Genomic DNA, 22,608 nt, shown 5'->3' with positions numbered 1-22,608 from the left:
TTCAGCGGCTGGGTGCGATGAGTTCCTCAGCGACCCAGTGGGCTATGCCGGTCGGGTAGGGATCGGGCAGTCCGAGCACGAGGTGTTCGAAGCCGGCGCCGATCGCCCGGTCGATCGCCTCGCGAGTGGATGCGGGTCGGTCGTAGTCGACCTGGATGTGCATCGAGCGCACGATGCTGCCGGGGGCCCGGCCGAGTTCGTCGCAGTAGCGGTCCAGTAGGGCGCTGCGGGATCTGGCGTCCTCGATATCGCCGCCCGGGATGTTCCACAGGTCGGCGTGGCGCGCGGTGATGCGCAACAACCGGGCGGAACGGCCGCCGGTGATGATGGGCGGGTGCGGATTCTGGACAGGCTTCGGGTTGCCGAACGCACCGGTGACCCGGACATGATTGCCCGCGAAGTCGAACGATTCGTCCTCGATCCACAGCCGGCGGATCACGGTCAGCGCTTCGTCGAGGGCTTCCATGGAGTCCGCGAAGCCGTCGTAGGGCACGCCGTGGGCTTCGTATTCTCGCCGGGCGATCGGGTGACCGGGACGAGAGCCCGCGCCGATGCCGAAGTCGAGTCGGCCATTGGCAACGATGTCGACGGTGGTGGCGATCTTGGCGAGAATCGCCGGCGGTCGAAAGCGATTGCTCGTGACGAGAAGACCGATCCGCAGGCGATCGGTCTGGGCGGCCAATGCCGACAACAATGTCCAACCTTCGAAGATCGGCCCGTCGGGGTCCCCGAAGATCGGTAGCAGGTGATCGAAGAGCCACGCGTGCTCGATCTCGGCAATGGCATCGGCGTCCCGCCAAACGTCGAGGACGTCGGCATAGGTGACCTGCGACGGCGCGGTCATGATCCCGAATCGCGGTGATGTTGTATGTGACATCGAAACCCCTGGCCTTACACTTCACTGAAGCGGAACACTGTTCCGTGTAAACGTTACGGAACAGTGTTCCGCTTTGCAACGCGGGAGGTGTCGACTTTGCCCGAATCCGAGGCCGCGCCGCCTCGCAAGCGTTCGGACGCGCGCCGCAACGAGGAGAACCTGCTCGCGGCGGCGGCCGCGAGCTTCGTCGCTTCCGGCGTCGACGTGCCGGTGCGCGAGATCGCGGCCCGCGCAGGAGTCGGGGTGGGGACCATCTACCGGCACTTCCCGACCCGGGCTGACCTCCTGGTCGCGGTGTACCGGCACCAGGTCGAAGCGTGCGCCGAGGCCGGCCCGGCATTGCTCGAGCAGAAGAGTTCGCCCGTTGCGGCGCTGACGGATTGGATCGACCTCTTCATCGACTTCCTGGTCACCAAACACGGGCTTGCCGCCGCGCTGCGATCCGATGCGCCGACGTTCACAACCTTGCACGCCTACTTCCTGGATCGCCTGATGCCCGTGTGTGCGCAGCTGCTCGAAGCCGCGGTCGCCGCGGGTGAGATCGCCCCCGGCGTCGAGGCATACGAATTGATGCGCGGCATCGGCAATCTCTGCATCGGCGCCGAGGCGGATCCCGACTACGACGCCCGCCGATTGGTGGGGCTGATGATCACCGGCTTGCGGTCGTGATCGCCTAGCCTGAGGCCATGGTCCGCATCCACGTCGAGAAGACGATCCTCGCACCACCCAACGATGTCTTCACCTGGCTGGCCGACCCGACGAACCTCGAGGCGGCTCCGCTGATTCTCAGGGCGGGCTGGGCGGAGGATTCGCCGGCACCCAGCGGCCTGGGCGCGGTCCGAACCGGATTGGCGATCGGCCTGTGGTTCCGTGAGGAGATCACCGCCTACGACCCGCCGCACAGCTATACGTATCTGATCGTCAAATCGGTACCGGCATTCGACCACGAGGGCGGAACTCTGACGTTCACCCCGGATGGAGACGGCACCCATGTGGACTGGGTCAGCGCCTACACCCACCCGATTCGCGGCGGCGGCAAAGCGATGGAGGCGCTCACCGGACGGCTGCTGCCGTGGAGCTTCCGCGCAATTCTGAACGCTTGCGCGAAGGAACTGGAGCCCTAGGTAGCCTCCGGGACAATGATTTTCAACGCACCGGAAACCGCGGATATCTCGGCCGGTAGCGGGCACGCGAAGTCGCCGTCGGCGTAGGCGTTGATGCCGGGGGACTCGACGGTGACTGTTCGGGCCCTGGCGGTGCTGACCTGGGGGAGGTTCACGTGGGTGCCGTTGAAGACCGTCGGGAACAACCGGATCAGCCTGGTGCGCGACGACGCACCCACCATCGTGATGTCCAGCAGTCCGTCGGAGTGATCGGCCCCGGGACAGATCAACATTCCACCGCCGTAGCTGCGGGTGTTGCCGAACGCCGCGAGGGTGAGGTCGGTGACGATCTCCCGTTGCCCGTCGAGCACCATCCGAAACGGCAACGGCCGCAATTGATAGATCTCCGCGACCATCGCGACGTTGTAGCGCATCCGGCCGTGTGGCCAGCTCATCCGGTTCACGCGGTCGCTGACCAGTGAGTCGAATCCCGTCGCGGCCACCGTCCCGAACCAGGTGCTGGTGCCGTCGGCACCCTGTATGTGCCCGAGGTCGACGGTGTCGGTGTGTCCGGCGGCGATCACGTCGACGGCCGCGGCCGGATCGGATGTCGGCAGGCGGTACTCGCGGGCATGGTCGTTACCCGTGCCCGCGGGCACGATGCCCAGCGGAATGTCTTTGCCTGCCAGCGCCTGCAGGGCCAGGCGAATCACTCCGTCGCCGCCCACCACGACCAGCGCATCGGTCTCGCGGGTGAGCGCCTCATCGACCAGCTCGCGGGCATGGGCGGCGTCACGGCCGACGATCCCGGTCACGTCGATCCCGAGCTCCTGGAACCGCGCCACCGCCCGCTCCGCGGCATGCGGCGCGTTTCCGTGACCCGACATCGGGTTCGTCAGGACCGTGACATGGGAAATCATGGAATCAGCTTGCCGGGGTTCAGAATTCCCGCCGGGTCCACCGCCTGTTTGACGGCCGCCAACACCCTGACGCCCAGGTCGCCGACCTCCGCGTGCATCCATGGCCGGTGATCGGCCCCGACCGCGTGGTGGTGGGTGATGGTACCGCCGGTACGCGAAATTGCTTCGGATGCCGCTACTTTGGCTGCTCGCCACTGCGCGCTGACGTCTCCGCGCTGTCCCGCGACAACGGTGAAGTACAGCGACGCGCCAGTGGGATACACATGCGAAATGTGGCACATCACCAACGCCGGTGTACCGCTTTCGGAGAGCGAATTGGTCAGCGCCTCGGTGACCGCGGTTTTCAGTGGGGCCAGATTGGCCCAGGTCGTTGCCGTCTCCAGCGTCTCGCACAAGGCACCCGCCGCCAGCAGCGAATCCCGCAGATACGGTGCGTCGAAACGACCGTGCTCCCAGGCCCGCGCGGGGGCGTCGCCCAGCGACGTACCGCCCTGGGCCGCCATGACCGCGCGGGTCTCGGCGTGCCGGCTCTCGGTGTGCGCGGCGCTGCCCTCGAACAGGGTGATCGCCAGGCATCCGCCGGTGATGCTCTGCTCGCCGATGCTTCCGGTGGTCGCCAGGTTCACGCCGGTCTCGGCCTCGTCGGACAGCCGCAGCACGGTAGGCCCGGTGCCGATCTGGGTAACGGCGCGCAGTGCGGCAGCGCCGGTGGCGAAGTCGGGGAACGACCAGGCTTCGTAGCGTGTGGTCTCCGGAACCGGGTGCACCCGCAGACGGACCCGGGTGATGACACCGAAGACGCCTTCGGACCCGGAGAACAGCTCGCGCAGGTCGGGTCCGGCCGCGGTCTCTGGGGCTCGGCCGAGGTCCAGGACCCCGACCGGGGTCACCACGGTCAGACCCCGGATCATGTCGTTGAACCGGCCATACCCGGCGGAGTCCTGCCCGGACGAGCGGGTGGCCGCGTACCCGCCGATGGTGGCGAACCGGAAGCTCTGCGGGAAATGCCCCAGTGAGAAGCCGCGCTCACCCAGCAATCGCTCGGCGTCCGGGCCGGTGACGCCGGCGCCCAGCTCAGCCTGCATCGAGATCTCGTCGAGCGAGTGCAGTGCGTCGAGCCTGCGCAGGTCCACTGAGATGACGGCGGCGAATTCGCCGCGGATGGGGTCCAGGCCGCCGACCACGCTGGTGCCCCCGCCGAAGGGCACCACCGCGATGCCGTGCTGTGAGCAGTAGCGCAGTACGGTCGCGATCTCGTCCTCGTTGCCGGGAAGTAACACCGCGTCCGGCGCATCCTGGTGGGTTTGCTTGCGGCGCAACAGGTCCAAGGTGGACTTACCCCCCGCGTACAACAACCGGTCGCGATCGTCGGTCCGGATGTAGTCGGCGCCCACGAATTCGGCGAGCGCGTCCCGGTGTACCCCGTCCAGTGTCGACGGCCGCACCTGCACCTCGTCGATAGCCGGTGCCGGGATATCGCTGACCGTCACGCCGAGCGCCTGTTCGAGCAGTGCCTGGATCCCGTCGGAGAGGGGTTTGGCGGCATCCGGATCGCCCCACGCGTTCCAGGCCATCGGAGGAAGCAGGGTGCCGGTGTCATCGCTCATGCGTTACAGTATTACAGATGCTGTCAATCAGTAACGACGAATCGGTGGACATCGGCGACCGGATCATGGCCGCCGCCGCCAGCTGCGTCCGCGATTTCGGCGTCGAACGGGTCACCCTGGCCGAGATCGCGCGGCGCGCCGGCGTGAGCCGCCCGACGGTGTATCGCCGCTGGCCAGACACCCGCACCATCGTGGCCGCGCTGCTCACCGAGCGGATCACCGGCGCCTGGCGCGCCGTCGGCGTAACCGGTTCCGGCCGCACCGCGCTGGTCGAGCGGATCGTCGAGGTTGCCCGCCGGCTGCGCGACGACGACCTCATCACCTCGGTATTGCGGTCGGCCCCCGACCTGGCGATGGTGTACATCGCCGGACGCCTGGGCACCAGCCAGCAGATCCTGATCGACCTGTTCGTCGACGCACTGCGGGCCGCGCAGGCCGACGGCACCGTCCGGCCCGGTGATGCCCGCCAGATGTCGGCGATGGTGCTGCTGATCGGCCAGTCCGCGATTCAGTCCGCCCAGATCGTCGAACCCATCCTCGACGGCGAGGCGCTGAGCGCCGAGCTGTCCCGCGCCCTGAACGGATACCTCGCCCCATGAGTGATCTCACCGCCCTCACCGCCGCCCGGCGGGCCGCCGACCTCGCCGAGCTCGGTGACGACGGTCGTGTCGACGTCGTCGTCATCGGCGGCGGTATCACCGGGACCGGTATCGCCCTGGATGCGGCCAGCCGCGGCCTGTCGGTGCTGCTGGTCGAGAAGCACGACCTGGCCTTCGGCACCAGCCGGTGGAGTTCCAAGCTGGTCCACGGCGGCCTGCGCTATCTGGCCTCCGGCAATGTCGGCATCGCCCGGCGCAGCGCGGTCGAACGCGGCATCCTGATGACCCGCAACGCCCCGCATCTGGTGAGTGCGATGCCCCAGCTGGTTCCGCTGTTGGGATCGATGAGCCGCGCCCAACGGGCCTTGGTGCGGACCGGTTTCCTGGCAGGCGACGCGCTGCGGATGCTCGCGGGCACCCCGTCGTCGACGCTGCCGCGGTCCCGGCGCATCGGTGTTCCGCAGACCCTGGCGATGGTGTCCACCGTGCGCCGCGATGGGCTCGACGGCGGCCTGCTGGCCTATGACGGGCAGCTGATCGACGACGCCAGATTGGTTGTCGCCGTTGCCCGCACCGCGGCACAGCACGGCGCGCGGATCCTGACCCGGGTTTCGGCGGTGGCTGCCACCGGGACGTCGGTGCGGTTGGTCGACGAACTCACCGGCGAGTCGCTGGAGGTCGCGGCGCGCGCGGTGATCAACGCGACGGGGGTCTGGGCCGGCGCGGTGGATCCGGCGATCAGACTGCGGCCGAGCCGGGGAACGCATCTGGTGTTCGACGCCGCGGCCTTCGGCAATCCGACTGCCGCACTGACCATTCCGATCCCTGGCGAGATCAACCGCTTCGTGTTCGCGATGCCCGAACAGCTCGGCCGCGTCTACCTCGGGCTGACCGACGAAGACGCCCCGGGGCCGATTCCCGATGTGCCCGAACCGACCCCTGCCGAGACCCGCTTCCTGCTCGACACCGTCAACACCGCGCTGGGAACCGCGCTGTCGGTCACGGATGTCAAGGGCGCCTACGCGGGACTGCGGCCCCTGATCGAGACGGGGGAGGATCGGCGGGCAGGAGCGAAGCGACCCGGGGAGAAGCCGAGGACGTCGGACCTCTCCAGAGAACACGCCGTCATCGAATCGGCGTCCGGGGTCTTCAGCGTCGTCGGCGGCAAGCTCACCGAATATCGGTACATGGCCGAGGACGCCCTCGACCGGGCGCTGACGGCCCGGTCCATCAGCGCCCAGCCGTGCCGCACCCGCAATCTTCCTCTGGTGGGTGCGGCGGCCAATCCTGTTGCCACCCTGCGCACTACCACCCATCTGCCCAGTTCGCTGGTCGCCCGATACGGTGCCGAGGCCCCGAACGTCATCGCCTCGGCGCGATGCGATCGGCCGACCGACCCGGTGGCCGAGGGTATCGACGTCACTCGCGCGGAGTTCGAATTCGCCGTGACCCACGAGGGTGCGCTGACCGTCGGCGACATCGTCGATCGGCGCACCCGCATCGGGCTGGTCGACGCCGACCGGAGCCGGGCACTGGACGTCGCCGAGGATCTGTTGGCCCGCGCCTGAATTCAGTACCGAGCCGCACTGTGCAGTAGCGGGGGATAGACGGTGGACGGCTCACCATCGACGGTGGTTCCGGCGAACTGCAGCATCGAGCGTGTCGTCCCGTTCACGTCGGCCGGGTAGTTCAATGTCGGCGTCGACACCGTGTCGAGCCGGCACAGCTGTTCTGCTGTGAGCGTGACGTCGGCGGCGGCCAGGTTGTCCTCGAGATGAGACAGCCGCCGCGCCCCCAGGATCGGCACGACGGTGCCCTGCCGGGCGCGCAACCAGGCCAGCGCCACCGCGGCCGGGGAGGTGCCGATCTCGTCGGCGACAGCGGTGACCGCGTCGATGACGACGAACTCGTCATCGCTGGGCTGGCCGACGTACCCGGCGCGCAGCGAGTCGCCGACGGCGGCTCCACGCCGGTATTTGCCGGACAGGAATCCGTTCCTGAGCGGACTCCACGGCACCAGTGCCATGCCCTGATCCAGCGCCAACGGCGCCAACTCGCCCTCCACGGTGCGCGCCAGCAGCGAGTACTCCACCTGCAGCGCCACCAACGGCGTCCAGCCACGCAACACCGCCGTCGTCTGGGCCTGCGCGGTCACCCATCCCGGTGTGTTGGAGAACCCGATATAGCGGATGGTCCCGGCGCGCACCAGGTCGTCGAGGGTGCGCAAGGTCTCCTCGATGGGTGTGTTGCGGTCCCAGTTGTGCAGCCAGTATAGGTCGAGGTAGTCGGTCTGTAAGCGGCGCAACGTTTCTCGCAGCTGGGTGAGGATCGCGGTACGACCCGCGCCGCCCCCGTTGGGATCGCCGGGGTGCAGATTGGCGAAGAACTTCGAGGCCAGCACCACCCGGTCGCGACGGCCCGGGCGGGCGGCGAACCAGTCGCCGAGGATCTTTTCGGAGTGGCCGTTGGTGTAGAAGTTGGCGGTGTCGACGAAATTCCCGCCCTTGTCGAGATAGGTGTCGAGGATCCGCTCGGATTCCTCGACGCTGCAGCCGGCGCCGCCGGCATCCTCACCGAACGTCATGGCGCCTAGTGCGAACGGGCTGACCCGCAGGCCGGACCGACCCAGGGTGACGTAGTGATCGAGTGGCATGAATCGCTCCTTGATGGTCCTGTCTGACATCTCCATCGAACGTGAAATACCAGTTAATTGGTAGATCAACGGAAGCAAGCTCTTGCACAATCCGATCATCTTTGCTGAAATCCGGACATGACCATCTGCGCGAGCCGGCTGGCCGAGCTCCGTGCGTTGATCTCCGCCCACGCCAGAGCGGACCTGCAGACGTCGATCGATGGGCTGCTGCTGTCGGAGGTGACGGCCACCGCCTCGCCGGACTACTCACTGACCGAACCGCTGGTCGTGGTGATGGCTCAGGGCGGAAAGCGCCTGTTGCTCGGCGACGAGGTCTATGAATATCGCGCGGGGCAGTGCCTGGTCGTGACGGCTGACCTACCCGTCACCGGCCACTTCATCGACGCCGGCGACGGCGCACCGTCGTTGGGGATGGCACTGGTCCTGCGGCCAACGGTGGTGGCCGCACTGGTGTTGCAGGCTCCCGCGGCGCGCTGGGCCCGGGGGACTCCGCCGCCCCCGGCGATCTCGACCGCCGATGCCGGCGCCGAGCTGCTCGACGCGGTGATCCGGCTGCTGCGCCTGCTCGACAAGCCCTCGGACGCACCGATTCTGGCGCCGCTGATCGAGCGTGAGATCGTCTGGCGGCTGTTGACCGGGCCGCAGGGGGAGACCGTGCGCCAGATCGGCCTGGCCGACAGCAACCTGTCCTATGTCAGCCGGGCCATCGGCTGGATTCGGCAGAACTACGCCGCGCCGATGCGCATCGAGGAGCTGGCTCAGCTGGCCGGGATGAGCCCGTCGACCTTTCACCGGCACTTCCGCGCCGTTACCGCTATGAGCCCCTTGCAGTTCCAGAAACGCATTCGGCTTCAGGAAGCGCGCTCAATGCTCGTCGCGGAGCCCGGCGACATCGCGGGCGTCGGACATCGGGTTGGCTATGACAGCCCGTCGCAATTCACCCGCGAATACCGCCGGCTGTTCGGCGCGCCGCCAGGGCAGGACGCCATGCGCATCCGTGGCCACGCGCAAGGTCCGCAGCACGCGGTGATCTAACCCGCCGAGCAGTCGTAAAAGTCCCCGACACGCTGTGTGTTCGGGGACTTTTACGACTGCTCGCGCAGGAGAAGTTACAGCGGGATGTTCTTGTGCCGCCCGCGCCGGGCCGGGGCCTCGGCGAGCGCCTGGGTCAGCTTGCTGCGGGTGTGCGCCGGGTCGATCTTCTCGTCGACCACGCCGATCTCGACCGCACTGTCCACACCGCCGGCGATCCGCTCGTGCTCGGCGGCCAGCTCCTCGTGCAGTGCCTCGCGCTCGTGATCTTCGGCGGCCGCGAGCTTCTTCTTGTGCAGGATGCCGACGGCGGCCTTGGCGCCCATCACCGCGACCTCGGCGTCCGGCCAGGCGAACACCTTGGTGGCTCCCAGAGACCGCGAGTTCATCGCAATGTAGGCCCCGCCGTAGATCTTTCGGGTCACCAGCGTCACCCGGGGAACCGTCGCCTCGCCGAAGGCGTGCAACAGCTTGGCGCCGCGGCGCACCACCCCGCCCCATTCCTGGTCCACGCCGGGCAGGTAACCCGGCACGTCGACGACGACCACCAGCGGGATGCCGAAGGCATTGCACAGCCGCACGAAACGTGCCGACTTCTCGGCGCTTTCGGAGTTCAGGCAGCCGCCCAGGCGCAACGGGTTGTTGGCGATGACGCCGACGGTGCGGCCGGAAAGCCGGCCCAGGCCGACCACGATCGAGGGCGCCCACTTGGCCTGGAACTCCTCGAACGGCGTGTCCGCATCCAGGAGCGCCTCCACCAGCGGGTGCACATCGTAAGCGCGGCGAGCCGACGCCGGCAGCAGTGCATGCAGGTCGGAGTCACCGGCCTCGGCCTTGTCGCGGTCGAAATGCCCCTGCTGGGAGAACAATCCGACCAGTCGGCGACCCCGGGCGTAGGCGTCGAGTTCGTCGGTTGCCACGATGTGGCATACACCGGACTTCTTGTGGTGGGTGTCGGGACCGCCGAGGGAGGCCATGTCGACGTCCTCGCCGGTCACGCTGCGCACCACGTCGGGGCCGGTGACGAAAACGCGTCCCTCGGTCGCCATGATGACGATGTCGGTGAGGGCGGGGCCATAGGCCGCACCGCCGGCTGCGAAGCCGACCACGACGGAGATCTGCGGAATGTAGCCCGATGCCCGGATCATGGCCTCGAAGACCAGACCAACGGCGTGCAGCGCCTTCACGCCCTCGGCCAGCCGGGCGCCGCCGGAGTGCCAGATGCCCACGATCGGGCTCTGCTCGGCGATGGCGGTGTCATAGGCGTCGACGATGTGCTGGCAGCCCTCGACTCCCATCGCGCCGCCCATGACGGTGCCGTCGGTGCAGAAGGCGACGGTGCGCACCCCGTTGACGGTGCCGGAGGCGGCCAGCACACCGGAGCGGTCACGTTCGTGCAGCAGTTCGACACTGCCGTCGTCGAAGAACGTGGTCAACCGCAGCAGCGGGTCGCGAGGGTCGAGTGATTCGCCGACCGTCTCAGGGGCGATGGTCGTCATCTAAACCTCCTAGGTGCGCACTGGATATCAGTCGATACGTCAACACGCTTGTGTTTCAGTACTTTCCGAAGGCGATCGCGACGTTGTGACCACCGAATCCGAATGAGTTGTTGATCGCATACTGGTAGTTGCCTGGCCGGGGTTCGCCGGCCACCACGTCCAGATCGATCTCCGGATCGAGGTTGCGCAGGTTGAGCGTGGGCGGCACGATGCCGTCCCGCAGCGCCTGCACGGTGAGGATCGACTCCACGGCGCCGACGGCACCCACCGAGTGGCCCAACGCCGATTTGGGCGCGTAGACCGCCGGTCGGTGGCTGCCGAGCGCATTGTTGATCGCCTTACCCTCGGCGACGTCGCCCACCTGGGTGCCCGTCGCGTGGGCATTGATGTGATCGATGTCGGAGGGCTGCAAACCCGCGAGCTGGATCGCCCGGGTGATCGCATGACCCGCCTGTTCACCGTTGGGGTCGGGTGCCACCATGTGGTACCCGTCGGACGTCACCGAAGCGCCCATGATGCGGGCCAGGATGTCGGCTCCGCGGGCTTTGGCGTGTTCCTCGGTCTCGATGACCAGCAGTGCACCACCCTCGCCGAAGACGAATCCGTTGCGGTCCTTGTCGAACGGGCGGCAGGCACCGGCCGGGTCGTCGTTGGTGTTGGACAGCACGATTCTCATCTGGGCGAAGCCGGCGATCGGCACCGCCTCGATCCGGGTCTCGACACCACCGCAGATGGCCATGTCGGCTTCGCCGAGTACGATCTGCCGCCAGGCGTTCGCGATTGCCTCAGAACCGGACGCACATGCCGAGACCGAGGTGCACACCCCGGCTTTGGCGCCGCGTTCGAGTCCGACGACCGCGGCGGCGCCGTTGGGCATGTACATCTGCACCACCAGTGGCGATACTGCCCGCAGACCCCGTGCCCGCATGCCGTCATAGGCGAACACCAACTCCTCGGAGGAGCCCATGCCGGTGCCGATGGAAACCATCAGGCGGCGGGTGTCGACCTCCGGGGACCCGGCGTTCTGCCACACCCGTCGGCCGATCACGGTCGCCATCTTCTGCAGATAGGACATCCGGCGAAGCTCGACCTTGTTCAGCTCGCCGTCGAAATCCTCGAGGAGGTGCCCACCGATACGCACCGGCAGGTCGTACTCCTCGACGAACGGATCTTCGAGCTTACGGATCCCGGATTGCCCGTCGAGAAGCCTCTTCCAGGTGCTCTCGGCATCCGTTGCCAGGGCGGTCGTCATCGCGATACCGGTGACGACCACGTTGGGGAAGCCATTCCCCGTTGACAATTGAGTCAACCCTGCCATTGGTTCTTGCTGGTCCTTTCCCCCCTGGGAGTGCCCTCAGTAACGCCCGAACGCGAGCGCCACGTTGTGCCCTCCGAATCCGAATGAGTTGTTGATCGCGTACTGGTAATCCCCGTAGCGCGGTTCACCCGCAACGACGTCCAGATCGATTTCCGGATCGGGCGTCTCGTAGTTCAGTGTCGGCGGGATGACCCCGTCACGCAGCGCGAGCACCGTGAGTGCCGATTCCAGGGCGCCGACGGCGCCGATGGAGTGGCCCAGCGCCGACTTCGGCGCGTAGACCGCGGCCTGCTCGCATCCGGCGACCCGAAGCGCGTTGGCCTCGGCGGTATCACCGATCGGAGTGGCCGTTCCGTGCGCATTGACGTGCTGAATGTCCTTGGGGGACAAGCCAGCAGTCTCCATCGCCCGCTTCATCGCCTGGCCGGCCCGCAGGCCGTCCGGTGCCGGAGCCACCATGTGGAATGCGTCGGAGGTGATCCCGGCACCCAACAGCCGGGCCAGCGGTTTAGCGCCACGGGCCTTGGCGTGTTCCTCGGTCTCGATGATCATCATGGCGCCGGCCTCACCGAACACGAAGCCGTCCCGATCCTTGTCGAACGGGCGCGAGGCACCTGCCGGATCATCGTTGCGGGTCGACATGGCACGCATCATCGAGAACGCCGCGATCGGCAAGGCCTCGATCATGCCTTCGACACCGCCGACAACGGCGAAGTCCGCGTCACCCATGACGATATGGCGCCAACCGTGGGCGATGGCCTCCGACCCGGACGAGCACGCCGACACCGGGGTGATGACCCCGGCGCGGGCGCCCAGTTCCAGACCGGCGACCGCGGCCGCACCGTTGGGCATCACCATCTGAACGGCAAGTGGGGACACCTTGCGGATCCCGCCCTCGTTCATTGCGTCGTAGGTCTCGACGATCTTCTCGCCGCCACCCAGACCCGTGCCGATCACGACCGCGAAGCGGTCCGGGTCGACCTCGGGCGCACCCGAGTTCTCCCACAGCCGTCGGGCCAGCACCAGTGACATGCGTTGCACGTAGGAATTGCGGCGCAGCTCGATGCGGGTGAGGTGGCTGTCGATGTCCTCGACGAGGTGACCACCGATGCGGACCGGCAGGTCCCATTTGGTGACGAAGTCGTCGGTGAGCTCGCGGATGCCGCTCTCGCCGGCCAGCAGGCCCTTCCACGTGCTCTCGACGTCAGCGGCCAGAGCCGTGGTGGCCTCGACGGCGGTCACGACAACGCTAGGGAAACCGCCGTTAGCAGTGGAAGGCCTGGTCATTCCGCTGCGAACTTCTCGCGCAGGGCGGCAGCAGCCTCGGGGTTCTCTTCCTCGAGCTTCTGGATGTAGGAGACGACGTCACCCACGGTGCGCAGACCGGCGAGATCCTCGTCCGGGATCTTCACGCCGTACTTGTCCTCGGTCTGCACGGCGATCTCCACCATCGACAGCGAGTCGATGTCGAGGTCATCGACGAACGACTTCTCCGGGGTCACCTCGGAGGGCTCGATACCGGTGACCTCTTCGATGATCTCGGCGAGACCGGCGATGATTTCTTCCTGAGAGGCGGGCACAGTGGCTCCTTCGTAATTGGTTGTGTTACTTGGGTGAAACGCTTTTTATGTGGTTGTCCTGGACGTACGCCGGCTGGGTTAGAGCTCGGTGAGTCCGTCCAGGTCTGCGGGTGTCTTGACGGCGCGCGTCGGGACCCCCCGAAGTTCTCGTTTGGCGATTCCGGCCAGAGTTCCCGCGGGCGGGAACTCCACGATCGCGCAGCCCTCTGTGTTCTCAAAGAGCTGCCGCATGGTTTCGGTGCACAGATCCCAGCGCACCGGACGGGTCAACTGCGCGACCAGCTTCTCCATCGCGTCGGCCGCGGAAGCCACCGGCTGACCGTCGGCATTGCTGAGCAGGGTGGTGGTCGGCTCGCTGGTGGCGACCTCGGCGGCCGCGGCGGCATACCCGTCGAGCGCGGAGGCCATGTAATGGGTGTGGAAGGCTCCGGCGGTGGCCAGCTGGCGCACCCGGGCCTTCGCCGGCGGATCCTCGGCCAGTTTCTCCAGCGCGGCCACCGCTCCGGCGGCGACGATCTGGCCTGCGGCGTTGCGATTGGCGGGAACCAGGTCGAGACGTGCCAGCGCTTCCAGTACGTCGGCCTCGTCGCCGCCCAGGATCGCGGACATGCCGGTCGGTTCGACAGCGCAGGCCTTGGCCATCTCGGCGCCGCGCACGGCGGCCAGCTTCACCGCGTCGTCAGCGGAGATGACGCCGGCGATCGCGTAGGCCGCGATCTCGCCGACGGAGTGGCCGGCGACCACGGTCTTCTTACTCGAGCCAATCCCCGAGTCGCTGCGCTCCTGCCCGCCGGAAAGCAGACCGCGCTGGACCAACTCGGCGTTGGCGAGCAGCGTGGCCGCGACGACCAGGGGCTGGGTGACCGCGGTGTCGGTGATTTCGTCGGCGGTCGCCGTGGTGCCCAGCCCGGCCAGGTCCAGGCCGGCGATCTCCGACCAGGTTTTGATCTGATCGGCGGCGCCGGGAAGCTCGAGCCATTCGGCGAGCATTCCGGGCGTCTGCGACCCCTGGCCAGGAGCCAGCAGTGCGATCACGGGTTCTTGAGGCACTCATTAAGAAAACATTGTGAAACCGGATTTGCGCGGTGTAAGAGATTATGAACCTGGTCTTATGTTTTTGTGGAGACTCCACAAAAGTGCATGTGATGCGACTCCACCGATATCGTGCCGCGATCTACCTACGGCCTTAATTGGCCCCAGTGGAGCCGACCAGCGGGGGTGTGAGCTGTGCAACAGAACTGTTTGCCGTGGTGTGGAAGGGCGCCGGGTAACCGAGGCGACCCACGGTCGACGCCACTCGCAGCACATAGGCATCTCGCGGCAGCGTGGGATCGCGGCCGGTGAAATCGGCGATCCGCTTCAGCCGGTAGCGGACCGTATTTGGATGAACGAACAGTTTTCGTGCGCAAGCTTCGATCGCCCCGCCGCTGTCGAGGTAGGCGTCCAAAGTTTCGGTCAGCGCCGGCCCGGCATCGGCCAGCGGCCGCATGATCTCGGTGTGCAGCGCGGTGACCGCCGAGGTGTCGCCCAGCAGTGCGCGCTCGGGCAACAGTTCGCGGGCCAAGACCGGCCGCGGTGCGCCGGTCCAGCCGACGACGGCGTTCATCCCCGATATCGCCTCACTGGCACTGTGATAGGCCGCGGTGAGCATCGGGGCGGTCGGCCCGATCACCACCGGTTGATCGGCGAAGGCAGCCAGCAGGTCGTTGAAGAACCGGTCGGTGGGTGCCAATGGGCCGGAGATGATCCCGATCAGCCAGGTGCCGTGCACGTCGGCCAGGGCGGCCCGGCCGTGCCGTGCGGCGATCTCGCGAACGTCCTCGCCGGCGAGTTCCTCCCGGCCGGGCGGCGGGGTGCCGACGACCACGGTGGCCGGGGCGGTGGTGTCCCAGTTCAGCGCGGCGGCCCGGGACAGCAGTTCGGGTCCGGTGTCACCGCGGACGACGGCGTCGACGACGCTGGCCTCGATCCGGCTGTCCCAGGAGCCGCGGGCCTCGGCCGCGTCGGCATAGGAGGACGCCGCGGCGAAGGCCAGGTCTCGGCTGTAGCGCAGGATGCCGACGGACAGGGCGACCCGCTGCTGCTCGTTGCGGGCCAGTGCGGGCACGGCGGCTTCGAAGTACTCCATGCTGACCCGCACCATGTCGACGGTCTGGGCCAGCGCGATGTGACGGGTGAGCTCCTGCGGTACCAGTGCGAACGCTTCCGCGGTGTACCCGACGTTGCTGAGCGGGTTGCGCATCCACTCGGCGAAGTTGACCACCGCGGTCTGCAGCACCAATTGCACGCTGGCCCGCTGGGAGGCCTCCAGCTCGCCGAAGAACGGCAGGTGCTCGTGCATGGCCTGCACCGCCTGGGTGGCCAGCTGGCCGGAATACTGCTTGAGCCGGCGCAGCGTGGACTCCGGCACGTTCTCGAGCAGTTCCAGGGGAGAACGCGGCGAATCAAGAAGCGGGTTGTCGCTCACTCCTAAAATCTACGCCGGTTTTCTGGATGTTCCGCCAAATGTGCAGGCTCAGGCGCTGCCGGTGCCGGCACGGCGCATCGACCGTGGGCCTTGTCGGTGGATCCGCCCCTCGGATCGCACCGATAGCCCCCACGGTCGGCGAAGGCCGTCGGCTCAGGCGCTGCCGGTGTCGGCGTAGGAGATCTGCGCCGCCATCACATCGTCGATCTGGTACTCCCGGGCCGCGGCGATCGCCACCGACGGGTCGATCTCCCCGTCGCGGGCCAGCGCCTCGAGTACGGCCACCACCACCGACTCGGCGTCGGTGTTGAAGTAGCGGCGCGCTGCCGGCCGGGTGTCGGAGAAGCCGAACCCGTCGGTGCCCAGCGTGACGTACGTGTTGGGCACCCACGGCCGGATCTGCTCGGGTACCGCGCGCATCCAGTCCGACACCGCGACGGCCGGGCCGGCGGTCTCGCCGAGCACCTGCGTCACGTAGGGGACCCGGGCCGGATGGTCGGGGTGGCGCAGCAGCTCCTTCTCCACGGACACCCCGTCGCGGTTGAGCTCGCCCCAGCTGGTCACCGACCAGACGTCGGCGGCGACGTCCCAGCGCTCGGCCAGCAGATCGGCCGCCCGCAGCGCCTCGGGCATCGCCACCCCGGAGGACAGGATCTGCGCGACGTTCGTGCGCTTCTGCTCGGCCGCCCGATAACGGTAGATACCCCGCAACAGCCCCTCGGGGTCGAAATCGGCCGGTTCGGCCGGTTGCGCGTACGGCTCGTTGTAGATGGTGACGTAGAAGAAGATGTTCTCCGGGTTCTCGCCGTACATCCGCGACAACCCGCTTTCCACGATGTAGGCGATCTCGTAGGCGAACGCCGGGTCATAGGCGACGACCGCCGGGTTGGTCGAGGCCAGCAGCAGCGAGTGGCCGTCGGCGTGCTGCAGTCCCTCGCCGGTCAGCGTGGTGCGCCCGGCGGTCGCGCCGAGCACGAACCCGCGGGCCATCTGGTCACCGGCCGCCCAGAATCCGTCTCCGGTGCGCTGGAACCCGAACATCGAATAGAAGATGTAGATCGGGATCATCGGCTCGTTGTGCGTCGAGTAGGAGGTGCCCACGGCGGCGAACGACGCCGTCGACCCGGCCTCGTTGATGCCCTCGTGCAGGATCTGGCCGACTTCACTCTCCTTGTAGGCCAGCATCAGCTCGGCGTCGACGGCGGTGTAGAGCTGGCCGTTGCGGTTGTAGATCTTCAGGCTCGGGAACCACGAGTCCATGCCGAAGGTGCGCGCCTCGTCGGGAATGATGGGCACGATCCGCGGGCCAATGTTTTTGTCGCGCAACAGTTCCTTGAAGGTGCGCACCGTCGCCATCGTGGTGGCCACATGCTGGGCGCCGGACCCCTTCTTCAGCGGCTTGTAGATATCCCGCGACGGCAGCGTCAACACCTTGGACTTGGTGCGCCGCTCGGGCAGGAAGCCGCCCAGGGCGCGGCGCCGGTCGAGCAGGTAGCGGATCTCGGGCGCCTCCGGACCGGGATGGAAGTACGGCGGCAGGTAGGGGTCCTCCTCGAGCTGGGCGTCGCTGACCGGGATCCGGATGGCGTCGCGGAAGTCCTTGAGGTCGGCCAGTGCGAGTTTCTTCATCTGGTGGGTGGCGTTGCGGCCCTCGAAGTGTGACCCGAGCTGGTAACCCTTGATGGTCTTGGCCAGGATGACCGTCGGCTGGCCCTTGTGCTCCATGGCAGCCCGGTAGGCGGCGTAGACCTTGCGGTAGTCGTGCCCGCCGCGCTTGAGGTTCCAGATCTCGTTGTCGGTCATGTCGGCGACGAGGGCCTTGGTGCGCGGGTCGCGGCCGAAGAAGTGGTCGCGCACGTAGGCGCCGTCGTTGGCCTTGTAGGTCTGGTAGTCACCATCGGGTGTGGTGTTCATCAGGTTCACCAGCGCGCCGTCCTTGTCGGCGTGCAGCAGGGCATCCCACTCGCGGCCCCAGACCACCTTGATGACATTCCAGCCGGCGCCGCGGAAGAACGACTCCAGCTCCTGAATGATCTTGCCGTTGCCGCGCACCGGCCCGTCCAGGCGCTGCAGGTTGCAGTTCACCACGAAGGTGAGGTTGTCCAGCGCCTCGTTGGCGGCCACCTGGATGAGCCCGCGGCTTTCCGGCTCGTCCATCTCGCCGTCGCCGAGGAACGCCCACACGTGCTGGTCGGAGGTGTCTTTGATCCCGCGATCGTGCAGATAGTGGTTGAACCGGGCCTGGTAGATCGCGTTCATCGGACCCAGCCCCATCGACACCGTCGGGAACTCCCAGAAGTCGGGCATCAGTCGCGGGTGCGGGTAGGACGGCAGCCCACCGCCGGGATGGCTGTGCTCCTGGCGGAAGCCGTCGAGTTGATCGGCGGTGAGCCGGCCCTCGAGGAAGGCGCGGGCGTAGATACCGGGAGAGGCGTGGCCCTGGATGAACACCTGGTCGCCACCGCCCGGGTGCGCCTTGCCGCGGAAGAAGTGGTTGAAGCCGACCTCGTAGAGCGACGCTGAGGAGGCGTAGGTCGAGATGTGCCCGCCCACTCCGACGCCCGGGCGTTGCGCGCGGTGCACCATGATCGCGGCGTTCCACCGGATCCAGCGCCGGAAGCGGCGCTCGACGTCCTCGTCACCGGGGAACCACGGTTCCAACTCGGTCGGGATGGTGTTGACGTAGTCGGTCGAGGTCAGCGCGGGGATCGCGACGCGCTGTTCGCCGGCGCGCTCCAGCAGGCGCAGCATCAGATAGCGCGCGCGGGCGGGCCCCGAGCGGGCCAGAAGTTGGTCGAACGACTCCAGCCACTCCCCGGTTTCCTCGGCGTCGATGTCGGGCAGATACGACGCGACGCCGTCGCGGATCACCCGGACTCGATCGGATTCATTTGGGCTGCTTGAGTTTTGAGCCAGATCGTGGCGCGCGAACTCGGTGGTCAACTTCAGCTCCTTAGTAGCTGGCGCAGGTTTTGCGCCCTCTGCCTCCTATCGTGCCGCACTTGGGGCGATACCGACGAGTAGAGAAAGTCGGGGGACCGGTGAATTTCTTGCACTGCGCCGAGCGGGGCCGTCACCCGGTAATCTTCCGGGCTGTGCTGATCAGAACTGCCCGCGGGCTGCGGATCGGCGGTCTGCTGGTCGGCGGAGCCGCGGCGGTGATCGCCGGCGTGGTCGGCTGCACCACCGTCACCGGGGGCAAGCCCGGGGTCAACGCCGGCGACGCACCCGCATATCGGACCTCGGTGTCGGTGTCGCTCTCGGAGTCGGCGGCCTCGTCGAGCGCGCGGGAGTCCGAGCGGCAGGCGTTGCTGACCACGCAGGCCATGCACGACACCTGCGAGACCCTGTCCACCACCAGCGCCGACGCGATCGACGCCGTCAACGCCTATGTGAGTGCCTTCAACCAGGGCTCCGCCGACTTGGCGGCCACCGAGGGGCCGGCGGTGGATTCCCTGAACCAGAGCGCCGACGCCGTCGCCGCCAGCATCACCGAAGCCATCCCCGACGAGTTGAAGTCCGCGTTCCGGGACTGGGTCGACGGCGCCCACGCCACGGCCGAGGCGATCACCGGACATGCCGGGCCCGGCGAGTTCAACAACACCATCGAAAGCCTCAACGACACCAGGTCGAATGCGCTGAGCTTGTGCGACGCGACGTACTGATTCCCACCGCACGGCGAGTAATCGTCGCTGTCGTGCGACGATAGGCCTGACAGCCGACCCTGATTGAAGGAGGTTCCGACGGTGGTCGCGGAGGGTGGACCCCCGAGCTACGCCCAGAAGCTGGGTATCGATAAAGATCAGGTCGTGCAGGAACTGGGCTGGGACGAGGACACCGACGACGACATCCGTGCCGACGTCGAGGATGCCAGCGGTTCGGAAATGCTCGACGAGGATGCCGACGACGTCGTCGATGTGGTGCTGCTGTGGTGGCGTGACGGTGACGGTGACCTGGTGGACCGGCTGATGGACGCGATCGCGCCGCTGGCCGACGACGGCATCATCTGGGTGCTCACACCCAAGACCGGAAAGCCCGGCCACGTGCTGCCCGCGGAGATCGCCGAGTCGGCGCCTACCGCGGGCTTGATGCAGACCTCGTCGGCCAATCTGGGGGACTGGAGTGCGAGCCGATTGGTGCAGCCGAAATCGAAGGCGGCCGGGAGGCACTCGTGACGATGGGGGTCGGTTCAGTTGCCCCTGACTTCACGCTGAAGGACCAGAACGGTCAGCCCGTCACGCTCGGTGCCTTCCGCGGCGCCAAGAACGTGCTGCTGGTGTTCTTCCCGCTGGCGTTCACCGGGATCTGTCAGGGCGAGCTCGACGCGATTCGCGATCATCTGCTGGTCTATGAAAACGACGACACCGCCACGCTGGCGATCTCCGTCGGCCCGCCGCCGACGCACAAGGTCTGGGCGACGCAGAGCGGATTCCTGTTCCCGGTGCTCTCCGACTTCTGGCCGCACGGCGCGGTGGCACAGGCGTACGGGGTGTTCAACGCCGACGCCGGCGTTGCGAACCGCGGCACCTTCGTGATCGACCGCGCCGGCATCGTCCGGTTCGCCGAGTGCAAGCAGCCTGGCGAGGCGCGCGATCAGTCGCTGTGGACCCAGGCGTTGGCCGCGCTGGGCGCCTGACCAGGATTTCCCTGCACCGGCGCCAGCCGTGTAACCTGCCCGGGCACGGGCGCGTAGCTCAGTGGTAGAGCTCTGGTTTTACACACCAGCGGTCGGCGGTTCGATACCGTCCGCGCCCACCAACGTTGGGCCAGTTCAAGGCAATTTTGTGCGGCGACGGGGTGCCGGTCGGAAGCCCGATCGGGGGCTAGTGTCCCAAGAGCGTCCCAAGGCGCTGGTCGCGTCGGCGGAGACTCCAACCCAACCCGTGAGCCCATCGCTGTCGTTCGCGACGCGCCTCCACCGCGCCCTGGTCGCCGCTGCCGAGCCAGTGCCCTCGGCGATCTTCTCCCACGGCGATATGCCGTCGATGCACCGGCTCGAGGCACACCTCGGGCGACGCCGATGGCGAGGAGCTTCGACTGGCCACGTTCCACAGCCCCGAGAATTACTAGCAGAAGCTGGCCGCCACTCTGCCGATCGTACTTGGTGCTGGCGCCCGATCACCGCGCTCGCGGCACAGATGTTCGCCGGCAACGAGATCGGTCACGCCGACGTCTTGGCCGCTTGGCCGCCCTCGGCGTCACCGAAGGCGGGAGACCCCGCAGCCCACAGCTGGCGCTGATCGCCAGCGGTGCGACACGGGCCCGCGACCGTCGAAAAGAAAATTGACGGCGTAGGAGCCGTAGACAACCCGACCCGGGGATGAAACGGTCTAGCTACCTGGCCAACAACACGGGGGATTTTCTTGTCGGAGCGCGCGCGGCATTGCTGTCTTTTCCTGCGAAAAGCAGCGCGTCGTGACTGATCTCGGCGGCGGGGGTGTTGCGGCTTTCGGATTCAGCTATCAGTACCTGCAGACCGCTGACGTTCTTCTCAAGTTGCTGCGTGAGAACCCCGAGCTGATCTCTCGCGCGACGCTAGTGGTCGAGCCTCTTCACAAGAAAGCTGATGGCAAGGACGACGACGTAGTCGATTTCGCAATTGAGGTTGACAGCGAGGTGATGTACAGCGTTCAGGTGAAGTCCTCGTCGCAGCCTGACGATTATCCGCTCCAACCTGCTCCGGCACGCGATGCTTTGGAGAGGTTGGTCGCCTACCCGGCCTCGAACACACTCCTCTTGACTAATAAGCCGATTTCGCCGGGCTTACTCGACGAGGTCGAAGTCGCCGAGGAAAGCGCAGATTCAACGACCGCCTACACCTGGGCGAAAGGGCCGCAAAGGCAACCCGATGAGCAGGGGCGCAGCCGAGCATCGTCGTCGACTCTCGACAGCTAGTCGACATCCGCAACTCGATCGCCGAACTCGTTAGATTCTTTCGCGGCCAACGGAAACTACGCCAAGGCGTGGTCTCTGCCCGGCTTCTCGTTCCCATACTGCTCGACCACATATTCTCTGCTGCTGCGGGGCAACAGCCGAGCAGGATCAGCGCCCTCGACCTGCTTGAAATGCTGGCTATGCCGGATGCACGCATCGCCCACGTTGCTGGTGCGTTCGATTGGGGTGTCCCGATCACCAACATCCCTAACTACATGTCGACCGTGCCTCGACTCGACTACCTGGAACAAATTCAAGAGCACCTTGCCCCGAATGAAGAAGCGAGCACGCCATCCAGAGTTGTGATGGTTGGCCAAACCGGAAACGGCAAGACGGTCCTGGCGTCCGACTATTGCCACGTCGAAGCGGTTTCTTACGAGTTCATTTGCTGGATAGATTGTCGGGACATCGGTTTTATCGATGCCCAAGTCCGCAACCTCATTGCGCAACTGTCCCGAGGGGAAATTGAAGTCGAGCGTGATGCAGCCGCTGGGGCGATATTCGCTGGCGTACTTGGCCGCCGCAGCGGTCCGTGGCTGCTCGTCTTCGACGGAATTCAGAATCGCGAAGATATTGACGAGTACATCCCATCCATGGGTAATGGTTCGGTTCTCGTCACTTCTAACAACAGCTTGAACTGGTGGCCAAACACGCCAATCATTGAGGTTGGCGAAATGACGGAAGACGAGGCAGTGGATTGCTTCGCAAGTTACGCGGGACTGACCGCGCTCACTGAAATTCCCCACTGACGCTCATCGAAATTCCCCACCCGTGTGGCTCCGCCGAGAAGGGCGGGCCTCCCTCGATGCTGCTGCTGGTGTCTGACGCCAACAGCTCCAGTCGAAGGAGGCCCGCTTTCTCATGCTCACATGGGAGGACGATGTGGAAGTACATGCCCTACGTAAACGGGCTCTTCGCAGTTGAGGGTGTAGCGGTGGTCGGCGCGTCGTTGCCGGGATAGGGGTCGAGGTCTTCCGAGGATGGAGGTTCCTACGCCAGCCATCCGAAAGACCTCGACG

The 22,608-nt window shown here is 66.8% G+C and carries 21 protein-coding genes and 1 tRNA gene; 11 read left to right on the top strand and 11 right to left on the bottom strand.

All coding sequences use genetic code 11. The features are described 5' to 3' along the window. Position 1 precedes the first annotated feature (1 nt). The gene (locus ORI27_RS11395; protein WP_265996943.1) at positions 2-877 is read right to left on the bottom strand and encodes an LLM class flavin-dependent oxidoreductase; all 876 of its coding nucleotides are present in this window, start codon (positions 875-877) and stop codon (positions 2-4) included. A 96-nt stretch (positions 878-973) separates the two neighbouring features. On the opposite strand from ORI27_RS11395, the gene ORI27_RS11390 reads away from it, so the two are divergent. Beyond that, positions 974-1,546 carry a TetR/AcrR family transcriptional regulator gene (locus ORI27_RS11390; RefSeq protein WP_265996942.1) on the top strand — a complete coding sequence of 191 codons (573 nt, stop codon included), beginning with the start codon at positions 974-976 and terminating at the stop codon, positions 1,544-1,546. A 17-nt stretch (positions 1,547-1,563) separates the two neighbouring features. Further along, positions 1,564-2,001 carry an SRPBCC family protein gene (locus ORI27_RS11385; RefSeq protein ID WP_265996941.1) on the top strand — a complete coding sequence of 146 codons (438 nt, stop codon included), beginning with the start codon at positions 1,564-1,566 and terminating at the stop codon, positions 1,999-2,001. Here the strand turns inward: ORI27_RS11385 and ORI27_RS11380 are convergent. Both ORI27_RS11380 and ORI27_RS11375 read right to left on the bottom strand, forming a co-directional pair. Then, on the bottom strand, positions 1,998-2,900 hold the full coding sequence (locus ORI27_RS11380; protein WP_265996940.1) for a diacylglycerol kinase: 903 nt from the start codon (positions 2,898-2,900) through the stop codon (positions 1,998-2,000). The two genes, ORI27_RS11385 and ORI27_RS11380, sit on opposite strands and share 4 nt — an antisense overlap. Beyond that, positions 2,897-4,474: an FAD-binding oxidoreductase gene (locus ORI27_RS11375; RefSeq protein ID WP_265997138.1), complete on the bottom strand. Its 1,578-nt coding sequence runs from the start codon at positions 4,472-4,474 to the stop codon at positions 2,897-2,899. The genes ORI27_RS11380 and ORI27_RS11375 overlap by 4 nt, the downstream gene beginning before the upstream one ends. A 50-nt stretch (positions 4,475-4,524) precedes the next feature. Between ORI27_RS11375 and ORI27_RS11370 the strand changes: the two genes are divergently transcribed. Further along, positions 4,525-5,106 (top strand): TetR/AcrR family transcriptional regulator, encoded by a 582-nt coding sequence (locus tag ORI27_RS11370; protein ID WP_265996939.1) that lies wholly within the window; start codon positions 4,525-4,527, stop codon positions 5,104-5,106. Further along, a complete protein-coding gene (locus ORI27_RS11365; RefSeq protein ID WP_265996938.1) occupies positions 5,103-6,674 on the top strand; it encodes a glycerol-3-phosphate dehydrogenase/oxidase in 1,572 nt (523 codons plus the stop codon). Before ORI27_RS11370 ends, ORI27_RS11365 begins: the two co-directional genes overlap by 4 nt. A 2-nt stretch (positions 6,675-6,676) precedes the next feature. On the opposite strand, the gene ORI27_RS11360 is transcribed toward ORI27_RS11365, so the two are convergent. Continuing rightward, positions 6,677-7,759 (bottom strand): aldo/keto reductase, encoded by a 1,083-nt coding sequence (locus ORI27_RS11360; RefSeq protein ID WP_265996937.1) that lies wholly within the window; start codon positions 7,757-7,759, stop codon positions 6,677-6,679. 117 nt (positions 7,760-7,876) lie between these two features. On the opposite strand from ORI27_RS11360, the gene ORI27_RS11355 reads away from it, so the two are divergent. After that, complete coding sequence (locus ORI27_RS11355; protein ID WP_265996936.1) at positions 7,877-8,794, top strand: AraC family transcriptional regulator; 918 nt, start codon at positions 7,877-7,879, stop codon at positions 8,792-8,794. 74 nt (positions 8,795-8,868) lie between these two features. Here ORI27_RS11355 and ORI27_RS11350 read toward each other — a convergent pair whose 3' ends face one another. From ORI27_RS11350 to aceE, 7 genes are all read right to left on the bottom strand, one after another. Continuing rightward, positions 8,869-10,290: an acyl-CoA carboxylase subunit beta gene (locus tag ORI27_RS11350; RefSeq protein ID WP_265996935.1), complete on the bottom strand. Its 1,422-nt coding sequence runs from the start codon at positions 10,288-10,290 to the stop codon at positions 8,869-8,871. 55 nt (positions 10,291-10,345) lie between these two features. Next, positions 10,346-11,608, bottom strand: a complete 1,263-nt coding sequence (gene kasB, locus ORI27_RS11345) for a 3-oxoacyl-ACP synthase KasB (protein ID WP_323055596.1) — start codon at positions 11,606-11,608, stop codon at positions 10,346-10,348. Positions 11,609-11,644: 36 nt separating this feature from the next. After that, positions 11,645-12,895: a 3-oxoacyl-ACP synthase KasA gene (gene kasA / locus ORI27_RS11340; RefSeq protein ID WP_265996933.1), complete on the bottom strand. Its 1,251-nt coding sequence runs from the start codon at positions 12,893-12,895 to the stop codon at positions 11,645-11,647. Then, positions 12,892-13,188 carry a meromycolate extension acyl carrier protein AcpM gene (acpM, locus tag ORI27_RS11335; protein WP_071943413.1) on the bottom strand — a complete coding sequence of 99 codons (297 nt, stop codon included), beginning with the start codon at positions 13,186-13,188 and terminating at the stop codon, positions 12,892-12,894. Before acpM ends, kasA begins: the two co-directional genes overlap by 4 nt. Before the next feature lie 78 nt (positions 13,189-13,266). Beyond that, positions 13,267-14,223, bottom strand: coding sequence for an ACP S-malonyltransferase (locus tag ORI27_RS11330; RefSeq protein ID WP_265997136.1), 957 nt, complete (start codon positions 14,221-14,223; stop codon positions 13,267-13,269). Between the two features lie 151 nt (positions 14,224-14,374). Then, a complete protein-coding gene (locus ORI27_RS11325; protein ID WP_265996932.1) occupies positions 14,375-15,655 on the bottom strand; it encodes a PucR family transcriptional regulator in 1,281 nt (426 codons plus the stop codon). Positions 15,656-15,808: 153 nt separating this feature from the next. Continuing rightward, on the bottom strand, positions 15,809-18,598 hold the full coding sequence (gene aceE, locus ORI27_RS11320; RefSeq protein ID WP_265996931.1) for a pyruvate dehydrogenase (acetyl-transferring), homodimeric type: 2,790 nt from the start codon (positions 18,596-18,598) through the stop codon (positions 15,809-15,811). 152 nt (positions 18,599-18,750) lie between these two features. Between aceE and ORI27_RS11315 the strand changes: the two genes are divergently transcribed. The 6 genes from ORI27_RS11315 (at position 18,751) to ORI27_RS11290 (ending at position 22,338) form a co-directional block, all read left to right on the top strand. Beyond that, the gene (locus ORI27_RS11315) at positions 18,751-19,320 is read left to right on the top strand and encodes a hypothetical protein (protein ID WP_265996930.1); all 570 of its coding nucleotides are present in this window, start codon (positions 18,751-18,753) and stop codon (positions 19,318-19,320) included. 81 nt (positions 19,321-19,401) lie between these two features. After that, positions 19,402-19,830, top strand: a complete 429-nt coding sequence (locus ORI27_RS11310) for a DUF3052 domain-containing protein (RefSeq protein WP_265996929.1) — start codon at positions 19,402-19,404, stop codon at positions 19,828-19,830. Between the two features lie 2 nt (positions 19,831-19,832). Then, complete coding sequence (locus ORI27_RS11305; protein WP_265997135.1) at positions 19,833-20,291, top strand: peroxiredoxin; 459 nt, start codon at positions 19,833-19,835, stop codon at positions 20,289-20,291. Between the two features lie 47 nt (positions 20,292-20,338). Continuing rightward, positions 20,339-20,413, top strand: a tRNA-Val gene (locus ORI27_RS11300). Positions 20,414-21,070: 657 nt separating this feature from the next. Continuing rightward, positions 21,071-21,550 (top strand): hypothetical protein, encoded by a 480-nt coding sequence (locus tag ORI27_RS11295; protein WP_265996928.1) that lies wholly within the window; start codon positions 21,071-21,073, stop codon positions 21,548-21,550. Positions 21,551-21,618: 68 nt separating this feature from the next. Then, positions 21,619-22,338 carry a hypothetical protein gene (locus tag ORI27_RS11290; RefSeq protein ID WP_265996927.1) on the top strand — a complete coding sequence of 240 codons (720 nt, stop codon included), beginning with the start codon at positions 21,619-21,621 and terminating at the stop codon, positions 22,336-22,338. Positions 22,339-22,608: the final 270 nt, after the last annotated feature.

Origin of the sequence: Mycobacterium pinniadriaticum (genome assembly GCF_026242045.1) — a bacterium.
In the GTDB taxonomy this organism is placed as follows: domain Bacteria; phylum Actinomycetota; class Actinomycetes; order Mycobacteriales; family Mycobacteriaceae; genus Mycobacterium; species Mycobacterium pinniadriaticum.
Note: the sequence above shows the minus strand (reverse complement) of the source record. Positions and strands in the feature narration are given on the sequence as shown.

What these genes read in the sequence shown, in the direction of transcription:
- ORI27_RS11365 (WP_265996938.1), top strand. Translation starts at nt 5,103, where the DNA reads ATGAGTGATCTCACCGCCCTCACCGCCGCCCGGCGGGCCGCCGACCTC.
- ORI27_RS11395 (WP_265996943.1), bottom strand. Translation starts at nt 877, where the DNA reads ATGTCACATACAACATCACCGCGATTCGGGATCATGACCGCGCCGTCG.
- ORI27_RS11360 (WP_265996937.1), bottom strand. Translation starts at nt 7,759, where the DNA reads ATGCCACTCGATCACTACGTCACCCTGGGTCGGTCCGGCCTGCGGGTC.
- ORI27_RS11355 (WP_265996936.1), top strand. Translation starts at nt 7,877, where the DNA reads ATGACCATCTGCGCGAGCCGGCTGGCCGAGCTCCGTGCGTTGATCTCC.
- ORI27_RS11350 (WP_265996935.1), bottom strand. Translation starts at nt 10,290, where the DNA reads ATGACGACCATCGCCCCTGAGACGGTCGGCGAATCACTCGACCCTCGC.
- kasA (WP_265996933.1), bottom strand. Translation starts at nt 12,895, where the DNA reads ATGACCAGGCCTTCCACTGCTAACGGCGGTTTCCCTAGCGTTGTCGTG.
- ORI27_RS11370 (WP_265996939.1), top strand. Translation starts at nt 4,525, where the DNA reads ATGCTGTCAATCAGTAACGACGAATCGGTGGACATCGGCGACCGGATC.
- ORI27_RS11375 (WP_265997138.1), bottom strand. Translation starts at nt 4,474, where the DNA reads ATGGCCTGGAACGCGTGGGGCGATCCGGATGCCGCCAAACCCCTCTCC.
- ORI27_RS11380 (WP_265996940.1), bottom strand. Translation starts at nt 2,900, where the DNA reads ATGATTTCCCATGTCACGGTCCTGACGAACCCGATGTCGGGTCACGGA.
- ORI27_RS11385 (WP_265996941.1), top strand. Translation starts at nt 1,564, where the DNA reads ATGGTCCGCATCCACGTCGAGAAGACGATCCTCGCACCACCCAACGAT.
- kasB (WP_323055596.1), bottom strand. Translation starts at nt 11,608, where the DNA reads ATGGCAGGGTTGACTCAATTGTCAACGGGGAATGGCTTCCCCAACGTG.
- ORI27_RS11305 (WP_265997135.1), top strand. Translation starts at nt 19,833, where the DNA reads ATGGGGGTCGGTTCAGTTGCCCCTGACTTCACGCTGAAGGACCAGAAC.